This window comes from Parashewanella tropica, from assembly GCF_004358445.1.
Classification (GTDB): Bacteria; Pseudomonadota; Gammaproteobacteria; order Enterobacterales; family Shewanellaceae; genus Parashewanella; species Parashewanella tropica.
In genome coordinates, this window is record NZ_CP037951.1 from 2,098,089 (window position 1) to 2,119,349 (window position 21,261).

The following is a 21,261-nucleotide window of genomic DNA, read 5'->3' on the forward strand; positions in this document are numbered from 1 at the left end:
CCTTAACCTTTTCTAAGATCATCTTTGTGGTTGTGCCTTTATATCATTTATTAAATGTACTTTCTTCAAACTCGGCGTAGCCTCAGCTGCTACGCCTAACCTTTCCAACTCTTTAGCAAATTGTTCTCGCCAGACTTGCGGTAATCCTTTTTTAACATGTAGGCGTCTGCCATCAAATCCAAGGTTTTTGATGGTTAGGTGGACGTGTGGACTGTCGGTATCAGTGTGTAGCGCGAAAACATATTGGTGGTTTTCTGAGAAGGTCTTTTTAGCAAAGGATCGTACCGCTTGTTTAACGTATTTGGGTTCAGTGCCATTGGGCATTGATAGTACCAAGTGTGTGCTGTGCCGGGTACGCCGTTGTTGCTGAAAATCAGTGTCGTTCCAATCTTTGGCGAGTTTATGAATTGCTTGTTGCTCTTGATATACCAAGCCTGTTTCGTCTTCTAGTTCCAGCTTTCCGTTACGACTGATGTAGTCAAAGTGGTTAGCTGTGTGGCTACTACTGTATCCAAAGCCACTGACTTTAACCATCACTTCCGGCGGCTTTTTAGAATGACGATTACTTGCTTTGATGCGATTGGACTTGGTTCTTACATCACCTCTCAGTAAGCCCGATATGGTATCATTACTCATCACTTAAATTCCATCTTTTGCTGTTCTGGTTAATAAGGCTATTGACTATAGCTTTATGTTCATTGATTTTGTTATCCAACACTTCAATCATTTCCCTAGTGATTTTGTCGCTGTGCCGGAAGTCAATATTTAACACCCTAGCTATCTGGTTTAGGTTTCGACCTACTGCTGCGAGTTGTCGGTTCGACTCTCTAAGAGCTTTGATCTCGTCTTTGGTTAATACTGGTGAGCGAGTTAGGTTTGACTGGACACAGGCAGTTACCCAGCTGGTACGGTGAATATAACCTTCTTGCTGAGCCTGAGTAGTGAGCTTTTGAATATCGTGATCAGATAAGCGAATGGTAACTTTATTGCTTTTGGCATGATTGATTTCATCATTACAAGCAATGCCAGGAAGGACTTGATTGATCATCATGCGAACCATTCCTGATTCAGTCATACCGTTTAGATGACAGAAGTATTGCCACCTCTCTTTGTCTTCATCATCCAAGCTGGTTTTTACTGTGTGCTTTACCATAGTCAACTCCCCTGCTCTTTAGCTACTACAAATCTGTTATTTCATCTTTTCATTGTGATTACCAGTGCTTAAGTTGGAGTGAGAGTAATATAGTTTTGAATTGCGACTACTGGTACAACTTGCTGGCAACATTAGGACTATTTGCCAGCAAATATGGGTTTGATTGCTGGCAAGTTGCGAATCCTGCATTAGTAAATTAAGCAGTGTTTTTCTGATTTAGCGTGGTTGGTGTTTTTAGCGATTAAGAAGGAGCGAACGCCAAAATTGACTGGTTCAAACCTCTAAAATTATTCAGCCTCATACTTTAATGCTTGCCGTTGTCCAAAGTAAATCAACAACCCACAAAATAGCCATACCAATCCGATAAAGAGTATTCCCTCGCTGACTAGCTCAGGTTTTCTTATCCATAGCTGAATTGGTAGCAACCCTCGGATAATGCAAACGACAGCAATTGTCATAACTACTGGCTTGAGTAATGGCAACCTTCTGACTATTCCAGCAGCAGATAAAATGTAAAGTCCAATGACGGCAAATATGCCTCCAGCGATAATTGCTGATATTGGTGCTAGTAAGGTTCCAGCTTTTGCTGATTCAATAATTTGCTCTGGTGCCATTTGCATTGAGTAGCATTGCTCATCAAAAAATATGCAAGATGCATGTGCGATTGCAACTGAAAACGCAATGACTGCAACAAGAATCAATGAAAATCTGCCAAGCATCACTTTGCTTCATTCTCTACTATTGGTGGTAATGAATAATAGATGTGAAAAGCCGTTCCAAATGAAAGTAATAATGCCAACACGATACCAGATGCATTGCTGGTTGTGGCATATCCTACTGAAGCACCTACTCCGAAATGATAAAACCAAGGTAAGCCAACAATCTTATCTTTGGTTACATATCTTTCATAAACTCTCCCGACATGCTCCCAATTCACAATCGACACTAATAATGGAATTAACAGTGCGTACCCAAATAAATAGATGAGATTGTAACCTATAACATTTGTGTTGTAGCCAATCGCTGTAAGGTGGTTATCAATCAAATCTATACCGATGCCAGCGATAACGACTAATCCTAAAAACTTTAATAACCTCGCCCTTGCTGTATGTTTGCAGGGATATCTAGCTTCAGATTTAGCGAGCTCTGACATAAACTGTTCACGTTCTTTTAGCCTTGTAGAGGCTTGAGTCATTATCGAAAAACCAATAGCAGCGGCTATCAAAAAGGTACTAGAATTGATTCCATCAAACCAAATATAGAATATTGCAGACATAACCACAAACGATTGAAGACAACCGATAAGCAAGCAGATGTATTTGTTTTTCTTATACAGTTTTGGGTAAAAATTTTCGCAAAATTCATTAACTTTAGTCAGGGCGCTCATAAAAGATATTTACCTACAAACTGACCAAACTGCACTCCCAAGCCAAGCGCCATAATCAACAAGACGATTATAATTAAAGTGATCACACCGCCGCGTTCAACAGGCTCCATTGATTCAAGCCATTTTTTAAAATCCGACATAAAATCCTTTTATTTATCAATTATTGAGTACTATAAAAACTAGAACTACCTGATAATAAAGGAATAACTAGCGATGATAAAAAGAAACTTGTTACAGATTAGTTAAGTGGGTAAAAATCACACACCAGAGAATATGAATATACAATTTCGTAACTAATTACCTTCTCAGTGCTTTAATTCAGCTTTCGTTCAAGTACCTGAAAGTTATAAGTAGTTATAATGCCAACCAATTACATCTAAACTAAGTTCAAACTAGGATAGAGGATCTCATTTGTCACAGCATGATTTTCGAACCAAGGCATTGGCTATCGCTGAGCAGCGCCTACCTGACTCAATAAACAAAGAGGATAGTCTTGTTGAGATCAGTGGTGAGAAAAAAACAACTATTAAGAACTGGCTCTATTCTGATAAACGTCCACCAAGAGGAAAGAGACTAACTATTGCAGATCGATTTGGTGTTGATGCTTCTTACTTGTTTGATAATGCTCCCTACAGTTTACCTCTTACCAAATTCGACGAATCGCTCAATTGCTATTTTGTCCCTGAACTAAAGCTCTCACAAATTACATGCTTGTCTGAAACCGCCCCACTCCCAGTATCGGCGAGAGTCACCATAAGCCTACCGGCTTTCATTTTAGAGAATATGCAATCGGTTGAGCAAACCTATTGCGTTGTTTCAAGTGGCATTGACTACGAACCTTTTATCACCGCAACCGACACCATTTTCTTTAATACCACAGCAAAAAGGATTAAAGGCAATTTCTATATCTTGGTTGGTTCTGATACGTCCATTGTGAGAATGGAGAATGATGGTACGTTGAAGTGTAATCAAGGTAAATCAGTCACATTAGCCACTAATGACAAAATCATACCGATTGTCATCACCTTATCTTCAGGGTTTGCTAATCATGCTAGATAAGCTCTTTGGTAAAACTCAAGATGACCACTGGAAATTCATCTATCCAATAGCCTTCACTATTTTCTTAACCTCAACCACATTCTTCTTTTTTGATTACCGAACCATCGAAGTCTTTGGCTACCCATTACATTTATCAGTCGGGTTACTCTTTTTTCCTGTAACTTTCAGCTTGTCTAACCTAATGCAGTATCGTTACGGGGTATTGTTTGCCAACACAGCCGTTAGATACGGGTTCTTGGGAGATCTTTTGTTTGTAATGCTGGCTTGGCTTCTAAGCCATATTGGAGAGCGACAAGATTACTTGAGTGTTTATAATCAAATACCAACCATCATGGCAATGACCTTTTTTTTCGTTTGGCTCAGTAATGGTATTAATTTCAAACTATTCACAATAATGGACGGTAAGGTGCCGCCCTTCTTTAGCTTCTTTTCTGCTTGCCTAGTTGCAGAATGCAGTGTCAGTTTTATCTCAATCCCAATGATGATGTATAAGAACCACCTAAACTCAAATGAAATGCTCTCCATTGTGTTTATTGTTGGGTATAAGGTTTTGGCTACGTTGGTTCTGTCTACGCTTATTTCTGTAAAAATTGCATCGGGTGAGCATAGGAAGTTGGAGTGTTCGAGTAAGGCTTAATATCCTTCTAATTATCTATTGGCAGCAAAAATATTGATACATTGCTTAGGGCGTTTATTCTTAAATACTCAAACGTCACAAGCGATCAAGCGAGTGATTGGTAATATTCCGACACAAAAAAATCTAATTCTAAGTCTTTTGTAGAAGATTGTAGAAACTTACACCTATACTCGTTAAAGATATTTTAGGCCGGCAAGCTTTTCTGTCATTTGTTTTGCACAACTCCTTGTGTTTTAACAAAATTATTTTCATTGCCTACTCGAGTAGTCATAATGGCATAGGCAGCACCTTTCATACTGAAATAATTACCTCCAATCTGAATTTTGTCATCTGCTGACTGCTCTAATAATGCTGCTATCAAATTGAGGCTAGGTACATTGTCTTTTTGGTTTGCCTTATCTTTTGAATCCAAAAAATAACCAGTCTCAAATGGGATTGATATATTAAATTTAGTTCCTACAAATACGAGATCTTTATAAATACATCCATCCAAAGGATTGCAATCTGGAGGCGTATCATTTACACCCTGATAAATTGCTTTGCAATCTTGTCCTCTTGAATTACATTGATAAGAAAATTTCCCTCCTATATTTGGTGCTATAGAATTTGTATAAGCTATTTTTGAGCCGTCTATATTGCCTTGAATATACCAATCGCCTATTTGAACTGTAGGTATTTCTGCCACTGCAGGGACTGTTAAAGCTGTAAGTAATAGTAGTGTTTTCATAAGAGTCATTCCTAATCAGCTAAGTCACTAATTATTTAATTTACTTGGGCTATTTCATATTTTAATTCACCTCTCTCATTAATTTGATTTATCTATCTGGTACCGAACACTTGCAACGAATTTTTCTTTAGAAAAGTAAGGTTAAGCTACTAGAGTTAATGAATTTCGATCAAGATTAAAACCATATACCTAATATTAGCTGAGCTTAAAAGCGGCTGAATACCCTCCATCAACCACAATATTCTGCCCAGTCATAAAGTCATTTTTCATCAACATTTCGATTACTGAGAATACATCTGCATCTTGTCCACAATCTCCCGTGAGGTATGTTTGGCTGTAATCAGGTAATGTGCCTTTGTGTTTGGCTCTGATCATTGGGGTATCGATACTGGCTGGAGATATAGCGTTTACCTGTAATTGGGGTGCATTTTCAACTGCTGCAACCTTAGTTAGATTTATTACCGCCGCCTTTGCAGCGCTGTAAGCAGCCATATTTTTTGCACCGAAGTTGGCGGTGACGCTGGCGATATTAATGATCCGTCTTCTTTTTGTTTCACCTGCTTTCGCGAGATTGATTAAATTGGTTAATGAGTTGAATAATGGAGTGAAAACATCATTAAAAGACTCTTGATATTCATGCAATGTAAACTCTGCCAACGACTTACGAACACCTGCTACGCCAGCACAGTTAATAGCGACATCAAAGTCCCCTATTTCTGAATATGCGCTTTCAGTATCAGGTGCTAACCTGAGATCGCACCTTTTCTGTTTGATTTCATTTGCTAAAATGTTATTTACTCTAATATCAAGTCCATAAACCTCGTGACCTAAAAGATGAAGCTGTTGAGCCGTATAAGAGCCTATGCCACTAGCATGTCCCGTAACAATTACTTTCATTTTAATGATGCACTCCGAATAACGGATATATATCAACAAGGTAGCACACTGCACATAAAAGCATCAAAAATATGGCAGCAACGGTTACACAATTATTCAGCTTATGACTCTTTAGACTTTTCAATTACTGAAGTAGATCCACAAAGGTTTTCAGGTACAGACGCAGAATTGATCAAGCTATTACAGATACTTTATAGAAATCTGCAGCAGAAACCTCAAAAAATGATGGTTGGGGATAAGTTCTTTTTACGCTACCCAAACGGTGAGCAAACCTTGGTAGATTTTCATGAGCTGATGAACCAAGTACACAGGTGTAAGGACAGTGAGGAAGCCTTAGAAATTTTAAAAAACCTAATTTAACGACGTATTTTTCTATTCAATCTGAATTTACCCTGACAGAAAACCAATTAGCTTTTCTATGTAATTCAATAAGTAATCCTAATAATCACCTCATTTTAACCAGAACACTACAAACCCGAGATGCAAGCCAGATTCTTTCGTGATACTTCTATTATAAATTTAGAAACACCACTACACATTCTTAGTCCAATTTGGAGATGTCTAAAATGCGTACTGCCTACACTCAAGATATTATTGATGCTCTAGAGCAACTTAAAATTCAACGCCAACTACAACAAGAAGTTCCACAAGTTTGGTATACCAAAGCTGATTTATGTAAGCACTTTGGGATAACCTACAACACGCTAAAACGCTGGGAGAAGCACAAAAACTTCCCTTTGTTGGAGCTAAAAGACCTATGTACAGGCCGCTACGATATTCGGAAAATCGAGCGCTTTCTCCATAAAATGCAAATCAAGCAGTAACACTTACTTCCTCTAATCAGAAATGTGAAGGAGTAAGCCATGCAGCCAGAGTTTCATGCCGAAGTGATGCGTCGATTTAAACGGGATTTCGATTTCAAAAATCAAAACGATAGCTTTCTACAACAAGGCATTTGCCCAAGATGTAATCATCGAGAACTCTATACCCACAAACATAAACCTTGGGTACTTCGATGCGGAAGACTCAACAACTGTGGCAACGAACTTCATCTTAAAGAGGTTTACCCTGACTTATTTGACTCTTGGAGTGACCGATTTCCTAGTCAGCAAGATCCATCAACGGGTTTACTCACCAATCCCAATTCTGCGGCAGACGCTTACTTACAACTTGGTCGAGGTTTAAAAACTTCACAGATTAAGGGCTGGTATCAACAAGGTTCATATTATTGCGGCAAACGCCAAATTGGTACAGCAACGATTCAGTTCACTTTAAGCAATGGTACAACTTGGGAGCGATTTATCGATAAGCCTGATCGCTTTGGGCAAATGAAAGCTTATTTCTCTGGTAAGTATCAAGGCTATTGGTGGCAGCCACCTAACTTCCATATTAATTCGCTTTCTGAAACCAATGAACTGTGGCTAACAGAAGGCATTTTTGATGCTTTATCTCTGCTTCAAATCGGTATATCTGCCGTGAGTTTGATGAGCTGTAATAATTTTCCTGAGCACGATCTTAGTGAACTTAGAAAGAAGCTATCAGACCGACAAGCACCAACATTGGTATTTGCTTTTGATAGAGGTAAAGCTGGTGAATCTTTTGCTTTGAAATTTATTAAACGAGCTAAACAACTCGGTTGGCAAGCTACAGCAGCGCTTCCTCCTGCAAGTAAAGCCAAGCTGGATTGGAATGACTTACTGCAACGGGAACGCTTGAGTTTAAATGATTTACAAGACTATCGATATAACGGGCTGCTGCTAACGGCTCCTGATGCAAAGACCAAAGGCATTTTGATGTATCAGAAAACAGGACAACATGAGTTTCCATTCGAATTCCGGCTTTCAATGTATTGGTTTAAGTTTCACTCTGACAAATTCAATAAGATAGAAGAAACACAAGACGAGCCAACTCAAGCAATACAAGAAGCATCTAGCGTTCAATTACTTTGCCTTTGCTATCCTCACGCGCTGTATTTTCAAGACAGCCCTAATGCTGATGAATGCTGGTATTACTTTCAAATCGATTTCCCACATGGGCTTACAGTTAAGAAAACCTTTACTGGCGCACAGATCAGTTCTAGCAATGAATTTAAAAAACGTTTATCCAGCATTGGTGGCGGTGCCATTTTTGAAGGTTCGACGCTCCAACTCAATCGTTGGTTTAGAGAGCACCTTTACAGCATCAAACAAGTTAAAGTCATCGATTTTGTAGGTTACAGCAAAGAACACAAATCCTATGTATTTAATAATATTGCTGTGCAAAACGGTGTGCTTTATCAAATCAATGAAGAAGACTATTTTGAGGTCAAACAGCATTGCATCAAAAGCCTTAATCCAGCACAAATCAAACCCAATTATGATCTCACCCAATTTAAACCTGACTTCTTTCATTACTTCTATGAGGCGTTCTCAGCCAAAGGCGTTGTGATCCTTGCTTACTGGCTGGGCAGTTACTTTGCAGAGCAGTATCGTGACATTTTTGATTCATACCCTTTTCTTGAGTTAATCGGTGAACCCGGTTCTGGTAAATCAACATTACTGGAATTCTTGTGGAAATTATCAGGTCGAACGAACTACGAAGGTTTTGATCCTGTTAAATCCACACCTGCCGGAATCAACCGTAATCTAGCTCAAGTGGCTAATTTACCAGTTGTATTTATTGAAGCCGATCATGGTGATAACGCAGCCCGTAATAGCTTTGATTGGGATCAATTCAAGACGGCTTACAATGGTAGACCTATCCGTTCAACGGGTATCAAGAACAACCAAAACGATACTAAAGAGCCTTTGTTTCGTGGCGCTTTGGTCATTAGTCAAAACAAAAGTATTGTCGCTGAAGAAGCCACATTAGAACGGATCATTCATATCTTCAATAGCCGCAGTAATCACACTTCACACTCTCGCGCAGCAATCGATAAATTGAAACAATACTCAATAGATGAGCTTTCTGGCTTCATGATTAAAGCAATCAGTAAAGAACAAGAAATACTGACTCTCCTTAAAAGTCGACAACTGCAGCACGAGCAATGGCTAAAGCAAGAACCTCAAATCAGAAAAGAGCGTATCAGTCTGAATCATGGTCAGATATGTTCACTGGTTGAGGCATTGGCTTTTGTCGTCGACATAACTCCTAGTCAAATTGCTCTTGCTCACGAACTCATTAAATCTATGGCGATTGAACGTGAGCATACCTGTGGCACAGATAACCCAATTATTCAAGAATTTTGGGAAGTGTATGAATTTTTAGAAGGCGATAACGAGAAGATAGTTAATCACTCAAGAGATCCAAATTACATTGCTATCAACCTCAACCAATTTGCCGAAGAAGCAACTGTCAGAAAGCAGAAACTTCCTCTATTGAATGAACTAAAAGCCTTATTGAAGGATTGTCGAACTCATAAGTTCGTTGGTCGAAAGCCAGTAAACAGTGCCGTCAATGACAGATTAAACAAGTCTCATCCTTCCATGACTAAACCTTCAACCGTTAAATGTTGGGTTTTCCAGTCAACTTCAAGATAATAGGAGCTAACCATGAATAAGTTAATGCGTGCGAGTAATTGGGCAAAGCGTGAATTTTGTAAAGACTCTATTCCTGATGGTATGACATTAAAACGTTGGGTTGAACGTGGCGTAATTAAAGGTCGGATTGTAGATGGTAAAACGTATGTTTTTGATAGTGAACATGCTGGGCTGGATACCGACGTTTCGAAAGTAGTTAAGAATTTATTGAGTGCATAATGGCTGCAAGACCTAGAAAAAAGAAAAATATCAATTTACCTGAGCACGTCTATTATGACCCTCGCCGGGGCTTTTATAGGATCAGGTTAATTGATGGACGGTTTCGTTCTCTTGGCAATGAGCGAGAGGTGGCTATATCTATTGCAAAAGAATATAACCGTATCGCTCGTCCCAAAGTAGCTATTGCAGTAGAAAGTCTACTTGAATCTGGTTATATGCCAGATGAAAAACCATTTAGCACTTATGTAGATTCACTGCTAACTAGAATTTTGCACGAAGAGCAACCATCAGCCCGTGTTGCCCAAGCAATGAGAAACGACGCAAAGAGAACGAAAGAGTTTTTCAAAAATATTCCGGGAGGTGATATCACGCTGCATCATGTGAATGACTATTTGAATGAGCTTCACCCCGATGCCACAGCTGAGGTAACGAATCGTAAGGTTGGTTGGCTAAAGAAGATATTTTCCTACGCTATTGACGAAAGCTTAATGGATTCAAACCCTGCGACATTGAAGAAAACCAAACGTCTAGACGCTAAGAAGAGGCAACGTCTCAAACCAGAATGGTATCAAGAGATCCACGCAGCCGCCCCACTCTGGTTACAAACGGCAATGGACTTATCATTACAAACGACACATGCCAGATTAGAGATCTCTCGAATCCGCTACAACATCAAAGACTCAAGCAACAAAATCTGTGGCTGCTTATGGTTCAAAGAACCCGAATTTACCCCACAAGGAAAAATCTACGGTACTTTGTATATTCATCGTCAGAAAGTGGCAAAGAAAGAAGCCGCTAATGTAGCCATTCCTATTGGTGAAAGCCTTAAAGCAATCATTGAACGTAGCAGAGATAACCTGATAAGTAATTACGTTGTGCACCGTTTACCAGAGAAATGTCCAAGCGTACTTGGCAAAGATGTATCTCATTTAACCCAACTCGCACCAAACTACATCAATCGGACTTTCTCGAAAGTACGTGACGAAGTCGGCTGCTGTAATCATCTACCCAAAGAACAACGCCCAACATTCCACGAAATACGTGCCCTCGCCGCCCACCTTCTAGGAAGGCAAGGTATCGACCCACAATCACGCATGGCACACACCGATGCCAAGAGCACAAAGATTTATATGAAGAACCATATCGAATGGGTTGAAGTACCTTATGCTGAGGTTAAGATTAGCTGAAATAGACATCAATAATTTATCTTGTTAAAAGCAAAACGGCATAGCTTTATTGTGTTGAATCTAGGAATTTCCTCTTTTTCACAAAAAAGGTTTTTTTCCCTATTTCACTAAAAACAGCAGGTCAATTATTAGGCTAACAAATCAAAACCTATTGATTTTAAGTAGTTAAGCAGATATTTTCCTGCGATATTAAATTTTAATTAGCAGGCGGTAGCGTTTCCAATTAAATAAAGACTTTCCGCATGATAAGCTTTTAATCTCTCAAGGAAGATTCATGAATTTAAAAAAGTTGCACTGGAAAATCGCAACACTGGTAGCTTTCTCTTTTTTGCTAATTAACCCTGAAGCTGTACCGTTAGTCTTATACATCGACGCAATTGGTTTAGAATTGTTTCTTATGCTATTAGAAGTACAGTTTATTGCTATCGCTGGTTACTACTTTCATGTATGGATTAAACCAGTTTTAATTCCTGTTTACCGTTCAATTTGTAAAATTGATCCGTATTTCTTTATTCCTACAAAAAATGTAATAAAAAAGTATCCAGCAATGTTGTGCCACGCTATTCCGTTTTTAGTTCCAGCATTAGTTGGCGTAACAGCAATGAGTCATTCTTAACCTTAATCTAAAGGCTTACAAGGCATTCAACAGGACAAATACTGTTTGGCTTTTGTTACTACGCTCCAAAATTTTAGCCTAACGCCCATTTGCCTGTTAACTGGGCAATAGGCGCTTTCATCAACCTCCACATCAGCAAGGAATAGAACCGCTTGGCTCGATTAAATTTTAAAGAAATAGATGCTTCAACAATCAAAGGAAATGATTCAGACCAATTCGAGAAATTTAGTAAGCAGTTTTTCGAGCACGCCTTAAAAATGGAAGTTATCAGTGGCCCAAGCAGAGGACCTGATGGAGGAGTAGACTTAAGTGTCTTAGATAAGGGCGCTAATGAAAGACTCTTGGTAAGTTGTAAGCATTATGCTCATTCAGGTAAGTCTGTCGGGAGAGCGGATGAAGAAGATATATTAGATAGGCTCGCTGAGCATAATTGTGATGTTTTCATAGGATTCTATTCGACTATAGCCTCCTCTGGTCTTGAGCAAAAACTAGAACGCTTAAAGAGAAACAAGAAAATAAAGTACAAAATTTACGACAATGAAAGCATTGAAGCTGTCCTTCTAGATAGTGTATCTGGCTTTCATATTGCAAAAAGATTTTTCCCTGATTCCATAAAAAATGTCTGGCCACAAATTATTAGCTTGAGCACAGCATATTCATTAGACGATGCAACTGAAGTTGACTCATATAAATGGGTTGTTTTGGATCAATTTAAGTCTTCCTCTACTATTCCCTATGCTTCTGCAGCGGAAGACGCTGTGACAATTGCAAATGAAGCTGCAACTGAAGAAATACACCAGCCAATGTTTCTTGCTGCATGGAAAGACGCTGTTCGCTTATATCCTAAATATTTCAGTATCCCTAAAGAGGGAATTGATGAAGCTATTCACTGGCGTGACCTACCTCCTAAGTGGGAAGCTAAAATACATCTTGACGAATTGAGGCCAAACCCTAGGTGGACTTTACTTGCTATCTGGAGCCTAATAGATCGAAACAAGGTAAGAGAGATTCTAAAAGAACTCAGACATGACGCATCACAGCAAGACCTTGATCTAATGAGCTTCCAGTGGCTTGCAGAATCAACGGCTACTGAGCGTAGAGACATTTTGACTAGATTATTCGCCTATTATTGCGTGTAATCGCCTAACAAATAAGGCATTAAATCGGAAAAATACTTGTTGGCTTTTTTCCGCTACGCTACAAAATTATAGCCAACAACCATTTTCCGCTTAATGCGGCGTTAGATTTATCTCAGGTTTGGTGCAATTAGATAATGAATATATATGATTTAAGTGGTTTAAAGCTATTGTTTGATCAACCTAGTTCTGATGATGATTTACACTTGTGGTATCAACAAACAGATGTTTGTGATTTTTTGTCTTCTGATGAAAGTGATGAATATGTACTTCTATATGCCGCATTACCTCACGTGTTTCTCCACGCAATATTGTTACCTGAAACTCATGCACAAAAAGAAAATTTCGAAAACTTGATGCGATGGAGTGGTAACCCATATTCTTCTTGGGGCGTTTCATGTTCTTCAGAAGATGTGACTATAGAAAACCCTTTATCTAGTTTTGGAGACAAATCTTTAACTTATGGCGAACAGATTATATTTGCACGTTCCTTCGAAGGGATAAATGGCGGTGAAACTTACTACGAAATGAATCAAAAAATTGCTCACTCTTTAGAGCTTCATTATGTCGCTGAACGAATGTCTTGGTGTAAGTTAGACTCTCATGGGGAAATTGATGAAGTCATTAAAATAGTTAAGATCGATCAAGATAATAAAGAAGTTGGCACAGTTATTTGTGCGAAAAAAGATGTCTTAGGAGAGTATGCCGGAATAGAAGACCATAAACTATTTCGAATGTTTGATTTTACTCGCTATAAAACAGGTGATTTTAACGGCTGGGGATCTGAAAGAAATCCCATAGAAATAAATAGCAATAATATTTTTGGCAGCCTTAATGTGGTTAAAGGCATCGGAAGTTATTCTAGAGGGTTTCAAATATCAGATATAGCTACCCCTAAAGATTTGATAATTTCCAATGTCTGGGGAAATTCTGAAGAGGAAAAAGAGTATTGTAGCTACATAGCACAAGACTGGAAAAACAAAGAAATAAAAGAGATTTCGTGTAATCCAAGTTGTTTGGCAAATTACTTCACCGAATCGGATTTGCCTTTTGAAATAACACCCGCATTTTTTAAGCCAGAAGTCTTGTTAAAATATAAAACCGATCGGGATAGATATACTCTTAACAGTCGCAGTGTTTATTGTCGAGGTGCATGGGAATTAAAGACATTTGATGTCAATTCTGCTGGTCAAGTTCATACATACTTAATATACCTTAGTCACTTACCATATGAGGAGCAATTGCATTGGAAGCAATACAATGAACCCCCAAAAGCACCAATTTCAAAGCGTGCCATGGAAAATGATATTGAGGGTAAGTGGAGTAGTGATTATGACGCTTTATTAAACCTTAAAGATAAGCTAGAAAAATTGAATACTAAGGGAGTTCCTTGGTGGAAACTCAGAGATAAAAAAGCCCCTGATAAAGTTCACTACCCCTATACTAGTTCTCGGGATGAATGGGCTGAAGAAATATTAAATTTAGACCAGCTGATTGTCGAAGGCTTAGAGGAAAAATGGCTTAGGAGAAAAGCAAAGGAGTTAAATTTAAATCCTGATGCTAGATTACGAGCATTAAAGTTAATTGAAGTAATACTAGTTGGTGCTGGGTTTGAAACCGAACATGCTCGCGAAATAATGACACCGTTTCATGTGGTTCACAACGCACGATCGATCTTGAAGGGGCACACTTTAGGGCAGGAAGCAGAAGAACTTAGAAAGAATGCGATAACTGATTATGGTAGTTATAAAAGTCACTACGAAAAAATATGCTCTGATTGTGATGAATCTTTAGAGATCATCACCAAGGCACTTAGTGATAAAGCATGATAAGTATCAAGTTACTCAAACGGACACTAAGCAGTTTCCTAGCGCTCGTTCCTCGCAATTTTAGCTAACAATTTTTCGCCGTTTAGTAAGACGTTGCGCAGAAAAAATAGAGATTAGAGTATATGGAAAAAGACGTATCAAAACTGTCAGAACTAATCGACTTCATAAAGGAAATTGGAGATACAACTGATAACCTCCTAGTGTACAGAGGTGAGAAAAAGGATTATGAAGAAACTGCTTTAGTTCCTTTTGTATATCGAAAGAATTATATAAGTAAAGAAGATATCATTTATAGAGAAAGCCAAAGGTTTAACGACGATAGCTTTCATCAAGATAAAACGACATTTGACCGATTAAGTAGGATTCAGCATTATTCTGCACCAACTAGACTTATAGATGTTAGCGAAGATTTGTTAAGCGCTGTGTACTTCGCTATTGCAGAAAAAAAAGAGCTTGAAACTGATGCGCTTATTTATATTTTTGAAATAAAAAAGAATGAGATAAAGTACTACGATTCGGACTCTGTAAGCGTAATCTCAAACCTTTCCAAGATCCCTCTCAATGGTTCTGGTCTAAAGTCCAAGGAAAAACTTGCTAAGTCTGCGTCTTCTAACAAGACAGATACTGATAAATTCAACAATGAGAAATGTGTTCAATATTTACTCCATGAAATCAGAAGTGAAAAGCCTCAATTTTTACCATTAATAGATCCAGAAGACATTACTTCTGTAAAATTTGTTCTACCTAAATTCACTAGTAGTAGAATAAAATCACAGAAAGGCGCTTTTTTACTTTTCGGGTTAAATCCTGACAACCACGCAAAACCAATAAAAATTATAAAGTCGAATAAACTCATAGAATCAGATAATAGAATCTCTCATCCAATCGTTGAGATCCATATTGCAAAACTGAAAGCACATAGCATCAAAGATATGCAAACCGAGCTTAAAAATCTAGGTATCAAAAAATCTTATATTTACCCTGAGATAGATAAAGTTTCAGAACAGTTAAATGAAGATTATCAGTAACCCTGAAGCACATAATAATAAATCCTGGTGAGGCCTATGGCGCACCTGATTTAGGCGTTAACTGTTCAAGAAAACCTCGGAGTAGTATTTAGAACATGGAGTCAGTTGCTTTAATAAAGACAATAGCAATTATAGGTTTGTACGCATTATTGATATTGCTGCTGGTTGTTTCATTTTTCAGTCATCGAAAAATGAAGTCTTGGGAATACATAATTTTATCTGTTTCTTTATTGGTATGTGCGTCAGTTACTCTCGTGACACTTCATAAGATGCAAATGATGTCGGATGATATCATTTCAACGAATTATGACTTGAAGTTGAACCAGTTAGAAAAATCTCATGATCAAATAAAAATGAATCAAGGTGTTATTAAGCGCCTCATTGAAAATGGAGAAACGGAAGAGAAAATAATCTATGAAATCGAGTCTTTAAAAGAATTGCTAGATAAGAAAGAAACTGAAGATCTAGGATATTTCAAATCTTGGTTATTCATATTTGAAGTAATTAGTGCGCTATTTGCAATTCCGCTTTCGGTAAACTTCTTTGTCCATGGTGTCACTACACGTCACCAAACGACGGATATTTATGAAGTCCCGACGGAAATTTACTCTAGGTTAGGTAAACTTGAAAGCAGCGTGGCAATTTTAACTGCTGTAAATGCTATTCTTATTGTCGTGATAGTAGTCAGCATGATCAGTTAACAAGGCCTTGAAGTCTGATTTTGTAGTTGCCCCACTTCAGTGGACACTTCCTTATCATTATAAGGAAGTGGTTATGCCTAGATATACACCCTGCACTATTTCTTTTAACCTGCCTTCATGCGTAACTTCATAAAGCATAATCCATAAAAAAACTCCAAAATTAACTTGCTAAAATTTATGGTTCATCCAAAATTACTCGCAAAACTATGGTGTAACTTATTGATAAATATACACTGCGAATTCAGTAAATTCAGCGTTTTCGGTAAATTTTTTAGAACGTAAAACCATTGTTTTTAGTTAAAATACAATAGGTTAACTAGCGATAAAGCATTATCTTGACATGGTGGGGTCGGTGGTTCGAATCCACTCGGTTGTACCATATCTTATTGAAATATAATACATTTAACATCAGCTCTCGGTAAGGATTCACTAACTTTAGTTTTGCGCATATTTTGCGAGTGAATGAATCCCCCAGCCTTAGCCAAATCGTTGGATTAACAACCACCTGATTTTTAAACAAAAAATAAAAAATAGCACTGTATATTCATACAGCTCCATAGCTTTCCTCCTTTCTACAAGAAAAAAGGAATTTTTCCTTCTTTCACGCAAAAGCACTTGAGTAAATTTCAAGCAAATTGATTACAAACCTATTGATCTTATTACCTTATACAGATATTTTACTTAGATGTTAAATTTAAATTAGCAGGCGGTAGCGTGTCCGTTGAAAGAAGGACTTTTTCCGCCTAATAAGCTGTTATAAGGGCTTTGATGGATACTGAACTCTTAAACATTATAGTTCAAATTTTTGCTGGTTCATGGCTAGTATTTTTTCCAAATCATTTAATGTTTGTTATTCGTAAATATCAGTTGTTCCTTTTTAAATACACACCTTTGGGTGTATTGGTATTCAAAACCGAAAAAGAAGCTCAAAATCCAATATTTAATCGAAGGGCTGTTCGTGCAATTGGTTTTTTCATTTACCTCGGCGCAATAGTTACAATAACTAAGGTAATTGCATAGCCACTTATAACAAGGCATTCAACAGGACGCAAAATCGTTGGCTTTGCGCCTGCGTCGCAAATTATAGCCAACAATTTTCCGCCCGTTAATGCGGCGTTATGTTTATGGGAGTATTCTTGAAATATTTCAATTTATTAGTAGTCCTTATAGCCTTCTCACTAAGTGCTTCCGCATCTACTCAGACAAATAATGTCAAAAATATGTGCTCTCAAGTTGTTGGGCGCTGGAAAGGTGAAATTCAGATACCAAATTTGCCAAACACCTTTCAAAAATGGGATGCTATTTATCGTTCAAATGGCACAACAATTGTTAAGTTTCAATACCAAGTTGATGGTGAGTACTCCGAAGATATTGAAAAAGGCACATGGGGTTGTTTAAACAATGTTCTGTTCAAGCATCATACAAATGTGGCGGATGATGGGACAAGAAAATATAAATTGCATCACGTTGGCAAGAATAAAATGGTATATACCATCATGACAACTGAAGAGCCATGGAATAAATTAAAGTTTGTATCTTACCGAGTAAAATAAACATAACAAGGCATTCAACAGGACGCAAAATCGTTGGCTTCGCTCCTGCGTCGCAAATTATAGCCAACAATTTTCCGCCCGTTAATACGGCGTTATGCGTTGTAAAAACATCAATGGTTTTTATGTTGTACCATGCAAGGTTCAACTGCGGTAGCAATGGAAATTCAGCTTAAATTTTGCTTCTGTAGATCAACCACGAAACTGCCCTATTCAATGTTATTTTTGGCTGTTTTGAAGTTTTAAGAAATTGGCAAAATCATTGGCAGTTTTATAAAAACAAAATTGAGCACACTCCAAAACATCTGTAATATCAAAACGTAAACGGTGCGCCTAACAAGGCATTTAAGACGGACAAATACTTGTTGGCTTTTTCCGCTTCGCTACAAAATTATAGCCAACAACCATTTGCCGCTTAATGCGGCGTTAGGCGCTACCAACCATCACTAGCATGTTTAAATTAGAAAGAAAAAAGAACAGAGTTATCAAACTGTATGTTTTGAATGTATGTTCAGAGGAACGTGTAAAAAATCTTCAAGCTGTTTCTGATCTTGTTAGAGGGCTCTTCAACCAATCAGCAAATCAATTTGATATTGGTGGCCCTTATAGAATTAGCAAAGGTAAGACAGTTGGAGAGAAATCATTCTGGAACAAGCTAAATAAGTTTGGTCATGATAAATACTCATATGTTACGGGTGAGCGGGTAAATGAATTCGGATTTGAACTCTCATATATAGCCCCAGAAGATTGTAGTGAAATTATCGTCTGGTACGACCCTGCTCTTTACAGTATAAATGTTATTGACATATTGAAATCGTTAATCATTGACCTTGATATTCGTTACGGCTATGCAGTTGATCTTAGAAAAAACTATGACATAAGATTGGAAACAAGAATTAGAAAAGGAGTTTTCAGTACATCTGTAACAGTAGATGCAGAAAATATTGAATGGAACAAAAATGTACCTAAAATTAAGGATGGAATCATACGCAGGGTTTATCCGCTAAACATCCTTAATCCAAGTCAATATCATTCTTTTCCATCTGTTTCAATTAAATCCATTCATGAAAAAATAAAAGATTTAGTCATTATTGAGTCCAAAGAATTCGCCTAACAAGTAAATCCAGGTGACGCCTACGGCGCACCTGATTTTGGCGTTAGGGCATTCATGAAAATTCGAGCAGTTACCATTTTAGCGATATCCTTTCTTTTATGTGGATGTCCACCAAAAAGTTTACTGTTAAAGCAACAAGATATTCAGCGCATTGATGTTGGTTTATACGTGGATGGCACAGAAAAAATACTCCCTTCCAACGATGAGGTTAATGAGTTTGCTCTAGAAATTGAAGCTCTTTTTAAAAGGAAAGGGTTCAAACTAGCCAATTCTAGTGAATCATGGGGATTACAACCTCTAACTGGACATACAAAAAATTTAGGTTTTAGGTACCCTGACACTAATGCAGTCTATTGCTACGTTAAAATTTCAAAGAAAGAGTTTCAGGTTGAGTGTGTCGAATTAGAGAAAGAGCCACAAACAAATAAGTATGCAACTACTGCTAATGACCTAAAAGCCGTTAATGAAACAATCATTGCATTAAATGAAATTGCAAAAATAAAATTTGCTGGGCGTAGTGTACGTATTGCTACATTTGATCGCGCAGAAGTGCCCTAACAAGGCATTCAACAGGACGCAAAATCGTTGGCTTTTGCTCCTGCGTCGCAAAGTATAAGCCAACGTTTTGCGCCTGTTAATGCGGCGTTAAATGCCTAAAAAAGTATGTCAGAAATTTTAGAAAATGAAGTAACAGAGTTTATTCAGCCCTATATTGGCAAAAAAGTTCAACGAGCCAAGAGAGGACATGGTAGTGCTATTTTCTTAGAAGTCGATGATCTGACAATTATGATTGAATGGAGTTGGAGAGTTGAAGTTAAAAACGAGATAGCATTTGGTAGTTGGTCTGAAGAAGATATGTTCGAATTTAATTTGCAAAGGCTTAAAGGTTTAAAAATTTCTGATATATTTTCAGTCTAGGTTACCAGAGCTTGTCGTTGCATTTAGCTCTGAAACTTGGTTATGCTCTTTCTCAACTGTGGAAGGCAATCCTGAATGGGCGTTAATTACTTCAGGTAAAACATTACATTCAATAAATGGCAATTTAGCATTTGAGTAAACGGCATTTAACAAGCGCTTCAACAAGGACAAATACTGGTTGGCTCCTACGCTGCGCTTCGGATTTTAGCCAACCAGTATTTGCCTGTTAAGCGGGCGTTATGCGTTGTAAAAACTTCAGTGGTTTTAATGTTGTACCATGCAAGGTTCAACTGCGGTAGCAATGGAAATTCAGCTTAAATTCTGTTGCTGTAGATCAACCACGAAATTACATTTATCAATGTCGTTTCTGGTTGTTTTAAAACTTCTGGAAATCGGCAAAATCATTGGTTATTTTGCAAAAACACAATTGGTCGCTATCCAAACCGTTTGTAAATTCAAAAGGTAAATGTTGCGCATAACAAGGCATTCAACAGGACGCAAAATCGTTGGCTTTGCGCCTGCGTCGCAAATTATAGCCAACAATTTTCCGCCCGTTAATGCGGCGTTATGTGTTTTATGAAAAATTGTACTAATTGTGAATCATGGAAAATTCCCAGAGGGTTCCAACAGCCATCAAGTTATGCTGCAACTTCAGAGAAATTGGCAAAGTCACTTAGTGCTTCAAAGCTTGTTCTTTTGTCTTCTGATAATTTTGAGGGTAAAGAAGCATCTAGTGAAATCTGGCCAAAAGTTTCAGTATACGGAACATTTAAATGTTCAGCGTGTGATCAATTGTTTACTCTTTCCGTTGACGTTGAAGCATGTAGAGGCGGATTCCGTGCAAACAACACATAACAAGCAGTTCAACAGGACAAATACTGTTTGGCTTTTGTCACTGCGTTCCAAAATTATAGCCAAACACCACTTGCCCGTTAACTGGGCGTTAGTAGTTTGTCGTAAATGAAAAGGAATTTAGTTTGAAGTTCTTACATAAAATAGTATTGTCATTAGCCTTAATCTTTACCGCAATCACTTGTTTTGTTTACGGCAACGCAACAGGAGCAATTTCATTTTTTGTTCTAGCAGCTGCATTTGAAGTTCTGTATTGGCTTAACCTACTCCCAAGCAAAAAACAGGGAAAGTTAAGTAAGTAATTCCACTACTAACAAGCAGTTCAACAGGACAAATACTGTTTGGCTTTTGTCACTGCGTTCCAAAATTATAGCCAAACACCATTTGCCCGTTAACTGGGCGTTATGTGTCTAGGTAAATTCAGTGGATATTCATAGAATTGTTCAAATTGCACTTTTAGGGCAAGTTCCACCTACTTTAAGGTGTGTGTATTCAAATCTTACTGACAATGTATTTGAGTTCAATGCCTTATTTATTGAAAATACGCCGCAAGAACACGTTGCAGCAATAGATGAAGCGCTAACTGAAATTAGCTCGCACTTTAGCTCTTCAGTTAAAGTTGTTCATTCTTTCCAATTTAGCAATACTGCTCCATGGAAAATTGGTGATGGCTCTAATCTTGTGTATTTAAGGTTCGGCGAACTCTCCGACACATAACAAGGCATTCAACAGG

26 protein-coding genes are annotated in these 21,261 nt (G+C 37.9%); 18 read left to right on the forward strand and 8 right to left on the reverse strand.

What is annotated here, in order from left to right; translation table 11 throughout:
• Positions 1 to 18: 18 nt before the first annotated feature.
• The 5 genes from E2H97_RS09165 to E2H97_RS18795 form a co-directional block, all read right to left on the reverse strand.
• On the reverse strand, positions 19 to 636 hold the full coding sequence (locus E2H97_RS09165; RefSeq protein ID WP_133406860.1) for a relaxase/mobilization nuclease domain-containing protein: 618 nt from the start codon (positions 634 to 636) through the stop codon (positions 19 to 21).
• Positions 629 to 1,153, reverse strand: a complete 525-nt coding sequence (locus tag E2H97_RS09170) for a plasmid mobilization protein (RefSeq protein ID WP_133406861.1) — start codon at positions 1,151 to 1,153, stop codon at positions 629 to 631. The genes E2H97_RS09165 and E2H97_RS09170 overlap by 8 nt, the downstream gene beginning before the upstream one ends.
• Positions 1,154 to 1,440: 287 nt before the next feature.
• Positions 1,441 to 1,872, reverse strand: coding sequence for a hypothetical protein (locus E2H97_RS09175; protein ID WP_133406862.1), 432 nt, complete (start codon positions 1,870 to 1,872; stop codon positions 1,441 to 1,443).
• A complete protein-coding gene (locus E2H97_RS09180; RefSeq protein ID WP_133406863.1) occupies positions 1,872 to 2,540 on the reverse strand; it encodes a hypothetical protein in 669 nt (222 codons plus the stop codon). The genes E2H97_RS09175 and E2H97_RS09180 overlap by 1 nt, the downstream gene beginning before the upstream one ends.
• A complete protein-coding gene (locus E2H97_RS18795) occupies positions 2,537 to 2,680 on the reverse strand; it encodes a hypothetical protein (RefSeq protein ID WP_170308272.1) in 144 nt (47 codons plus the stop codon). The genes E2H97_RS09180 and E2H97_RS18795 overlap by 4 nt, the downstream gene beginning before the upstream one ends.
• A 271-nt stretch (positions 2,681 to 2,951) precedes the next feature.
• Here E2H97_RS18795 and E2H97_RS09185 point away from each other — a divergent pair, with 271 nt between their 5' ends.
• On the forward strand, positions 2,952 to 3,599 hold the full coding sequence (locus E2H97_RS09185; RefSeq protein WP_133406864.1) for a hypothetical protein: 648 nt from the start codon (positions 2,952 to 2,954) through the stop codon (positions 3,597 to 3,599).
• Complete coding sequence (locus tag E2H97_RS09190) at positions 3,589 to 4,236, forward strand: VUT family protein (RefSeq protein ID WP_170308273.1); 648 nt, start codon at positions 3,589 to 3,591, stop codon at positions 4,234 to 4,236. The genes E2H97_RS09185 and E2H97_RS09190 overlap by 11 nt, the downstream gene beginning before the upstream one ends.
• 205 nt (positions 4,237 to 4,441) lie before the next feature.
• Here the strand turns inward: E2H97_RS09190 and E2H97_RS09195 are convergent, their stop codons facing one another.
• Positions 4,442 to 4,963, reverse strand: coding sequence for a hypothetical protein (locus E2H97_RS09195; RefSeq protein ID WP_133406866.1), 522 nt, complete (start codon positions 4,961 to 4,963; stop codon positions 4,442 to 4,444).
• 195 nt (positions 4,964 to 5,158) lie between these two features.
• The gene (locus E2H97_RS09200) at positions 5,159 to 5,860 is read right to left on the reverse strand and encodes an SDR family NAD(P)-dependent oxidoreductase (protein ID WP_133406867.1); all 702 of its coding nucleotides are present in this window, start codon (positions 5,858 to 5,860) and stop codon (positions 5,159 to 5,161) included.
• On the opposite strand from E2H97_RS09200, the gene E2H97_RS09205 reads away from it, so the two are divergent.
• The 15 genes from E2H97_RS09205 to E2H97_RS09275 all read left to right on the forward strand — a co-directional run bounded on the left by E2H97_RS09205 (position 5,837) and on the right by E2H97_RS09275 (position 19,676).
• Positions 5,837 to 6,220 (forward strand): hypothetical protein, encoded by a 384-nt coding sequence (locus E2H97_RS09205; RefSeq protein ID WP_133406868.1) that lies wholly within the window; start codon positions 5,837 to 5,839, stop codon positions 6,218 to 6,220. The two genes, E2H97_RS09200 and E2H97_RS09205, sit on opposite strands and share 24 nt — an antisense overlap.
• Positions 6,221 to 6,426: 206 nt before the next feature.
• Positions 6,427 to 6,684, forward strand: coding sequence for a hypothetical protein (locus E2H97_RS09210; protein WP_133406869.1), 258 nt, complete (start codon positions 6,427 to 6,429; stop codon positions 6,682 to 6,684).
• A gap of 39 nt (positions 6,685 to 6,723) precedes the next feature.
• Complete coding sequence (locus E2H97_RS09215) at positions 6,724 to 9,378, forward strand: toprim domain-containing protein (RefSeq protein WP_133406870.1); 2,655 nt, start codon at positions 6,724 to 6,726, stop codon at positions 9,376 to 9,378.
• Positions 9,379 to 9,390: 12 nt separating this feature from the next.
• Positions 9,391 to 9,597 carry a hypothetical protein gene (locus E2H97_RS09220; RefSeq protein ID WP_133406871.1) on the forward strand — a complete coding sequence of 69 codons (207 nt, stop codon included), beginning with the start codon at positions 9,391 to 9,393 and terminating at the stop codon, positions 9,595 to 9,597.
• Positions 9,597 to 10,784: a phage integrase Arm DNA-binding domain-containing protein gene (locus E2H97_RS09225; protein ID WP_133406872.1), complete on the forward strand. Its 1,188-nt coding sequence runs from the start codon at positions 9,597 to 9,599 to the stop codon at positions 10,782 to 10,784. Before E2H97_RS09220 ends, E2H97_RS09225 begins: the two co-directional genes overlap by 1 nt.
• A gap of 274 nt (positions 10,785 to 11,058) precedes the next feature.
• The gene (locus E2H97_RS09230) at positions 11,059 to 11,400 is read left to right on the forward strand and encodes a hypothetical protein (RefSeq protein WP_133406873.1); all 342 of its coding nucleotides are present in this window, start codon (positions 11,059 to 11,061) and stop codon (positions 11,398 to 11,400) included.
• A gap of 152 nt (positions 11,401 to 11,552) precedes the next feature.
• On the forward strand, positions 11,553 to 12,539 hold the full coding sequence (locus E2H97_RS09235) for a restriction endonuclease (protein WP_133406874.1): 987 nt from the start codon (positions 11,553 to 11,555) through the stop codon (positions 12,537 to 12,539).
• A 134-nt stretch (positions 12,540 to 12,673) separates the two neighbouring features.
• Positions 12,674 to 14,365 carry a hypothetical protein gene (locus E2H97_RS09240; protein ID WP_133406875.1) on the forward strand — a complete coding sequence of 564 codons (1,692 nt, stop codon included), beginning with the start codon at positions 12,674 to 12,676 and terminating at the stop codon, positions 14,363 to 14,365.
• Between the two features lie 122 nt (positions 14,366 to 14,487).
• On the forward strand, positions 14,488 to 15,393 hold the full coding sequence (locus E2H97_RS09245; protein WP_133406876.1) for an FRG domain-containing protein: 906 nt from the start codon (positions 14,488 to 14,490) through the stop codon (positions 15,391 to 15,393).
• A gap of 95 nt (positions 15,394 to 15,488) precedes the next feature.
• Positions 15,489 to 16,094, forward strand: a complete 606-nt coding sequence (locus E2H97_RS09250) for a hypothetical protein (protein ID WP_133406877.1) — start codon at positions 15,489 to 15,491, stop codon at positions 16,092 to 16,094.
• A gap of 768 nt (positions 16,095 to 16,862) precedes the next feature.
• Positions 16,863 to 17,114: a hypothetical protein gene (locus tag E2H97_RS09255; protein ID WP_133406878.1), complete on the forward strand. Its 252-nt coding sequence runs from the start codon at positions 16,863 to 16,865 to the stop codon at positions 17,112 to 17,114.
• Between the two features lie 116 nt (positions 17,115 to 17,230).
• Positions 17,231 to 17,647 (forward strand): hypothetical protein, encoded by a 417-nt coding sequence (locus tag E2H97_RS09260; protein WP_133406879.1) that lies wholly within the window; start codon positions 17,231 to 17,233, stop codon positions 17,645 to 17,647.
• 448 nt (positions 17,648 to 18,095) lie between these two features.
• Complete coding sequence (locus E2H97_RS09265; RefSeq protein WP_133406880.1) at positions 18,096 to 18,758, forward strand: hypothetical protein; 663 nt, start codon at positions 18,096 to 18,098, stop codon at positions 18,756 to 18,758.
• A gap of 54 nt (positions 18,759 to 18,812) precedes the next feature.
• Positions 18,813 to 19,316 (forward strand): hypothetical protein, encoded by a 504-nt coding sequence (locus tag E2H97_RS09270; protein WP_133406881.1) that lies wholly within the window; start codon positions 18,813 to 18,815, stop codon positions 19,314 to 19,316.
• 105 nt (positions 19,317 to 19,421) lie between these two features.
• Positions 19,422 to 19,676, forward strand: a complete 255-nt coding sequence (locus tag E2H97_RS09275) for a hypothetical protein (protein ID WP_133406882.1) — start codon at positions 19,422 to 19,424, stop codon at positions 19,674 to 19,676.
• Here the strand turns inward: E2H97_RS09275 and E2H97_RS09280 are convergent.
• On the reverse strand, positions 19,668 to 19,847 hold the full coding sequence (locus E2H97_RS09280; protein WP_133406883.1) for a hypothetical protein: 180 nt from the start codon (positions 19,845 to 19,847) through the stop codon (positions 19,668 to 19,670). The two genes, E2H97_RS09275 and E2H97_RS09280, sit on opposite strands and share 9 nt — an antisense overlap.
• A 1,104-nt stretch (positions 19,848 to 20,951) precedes the next feature.
• Here E2H97_RS09280 and E2H97_RS09285 point away from each other — a divergent pair.
• Entirely contained in the window at positions 20,952 to 21,245 is a 294-nt protein-coding gene (locus E2H97_RS09285; protein ID WP_133406884.1) for a MafI2 family immunity protein, read from the forward strand.
• Positions 21,246 to 21,261: the final 16 nt, after the last annotated feature.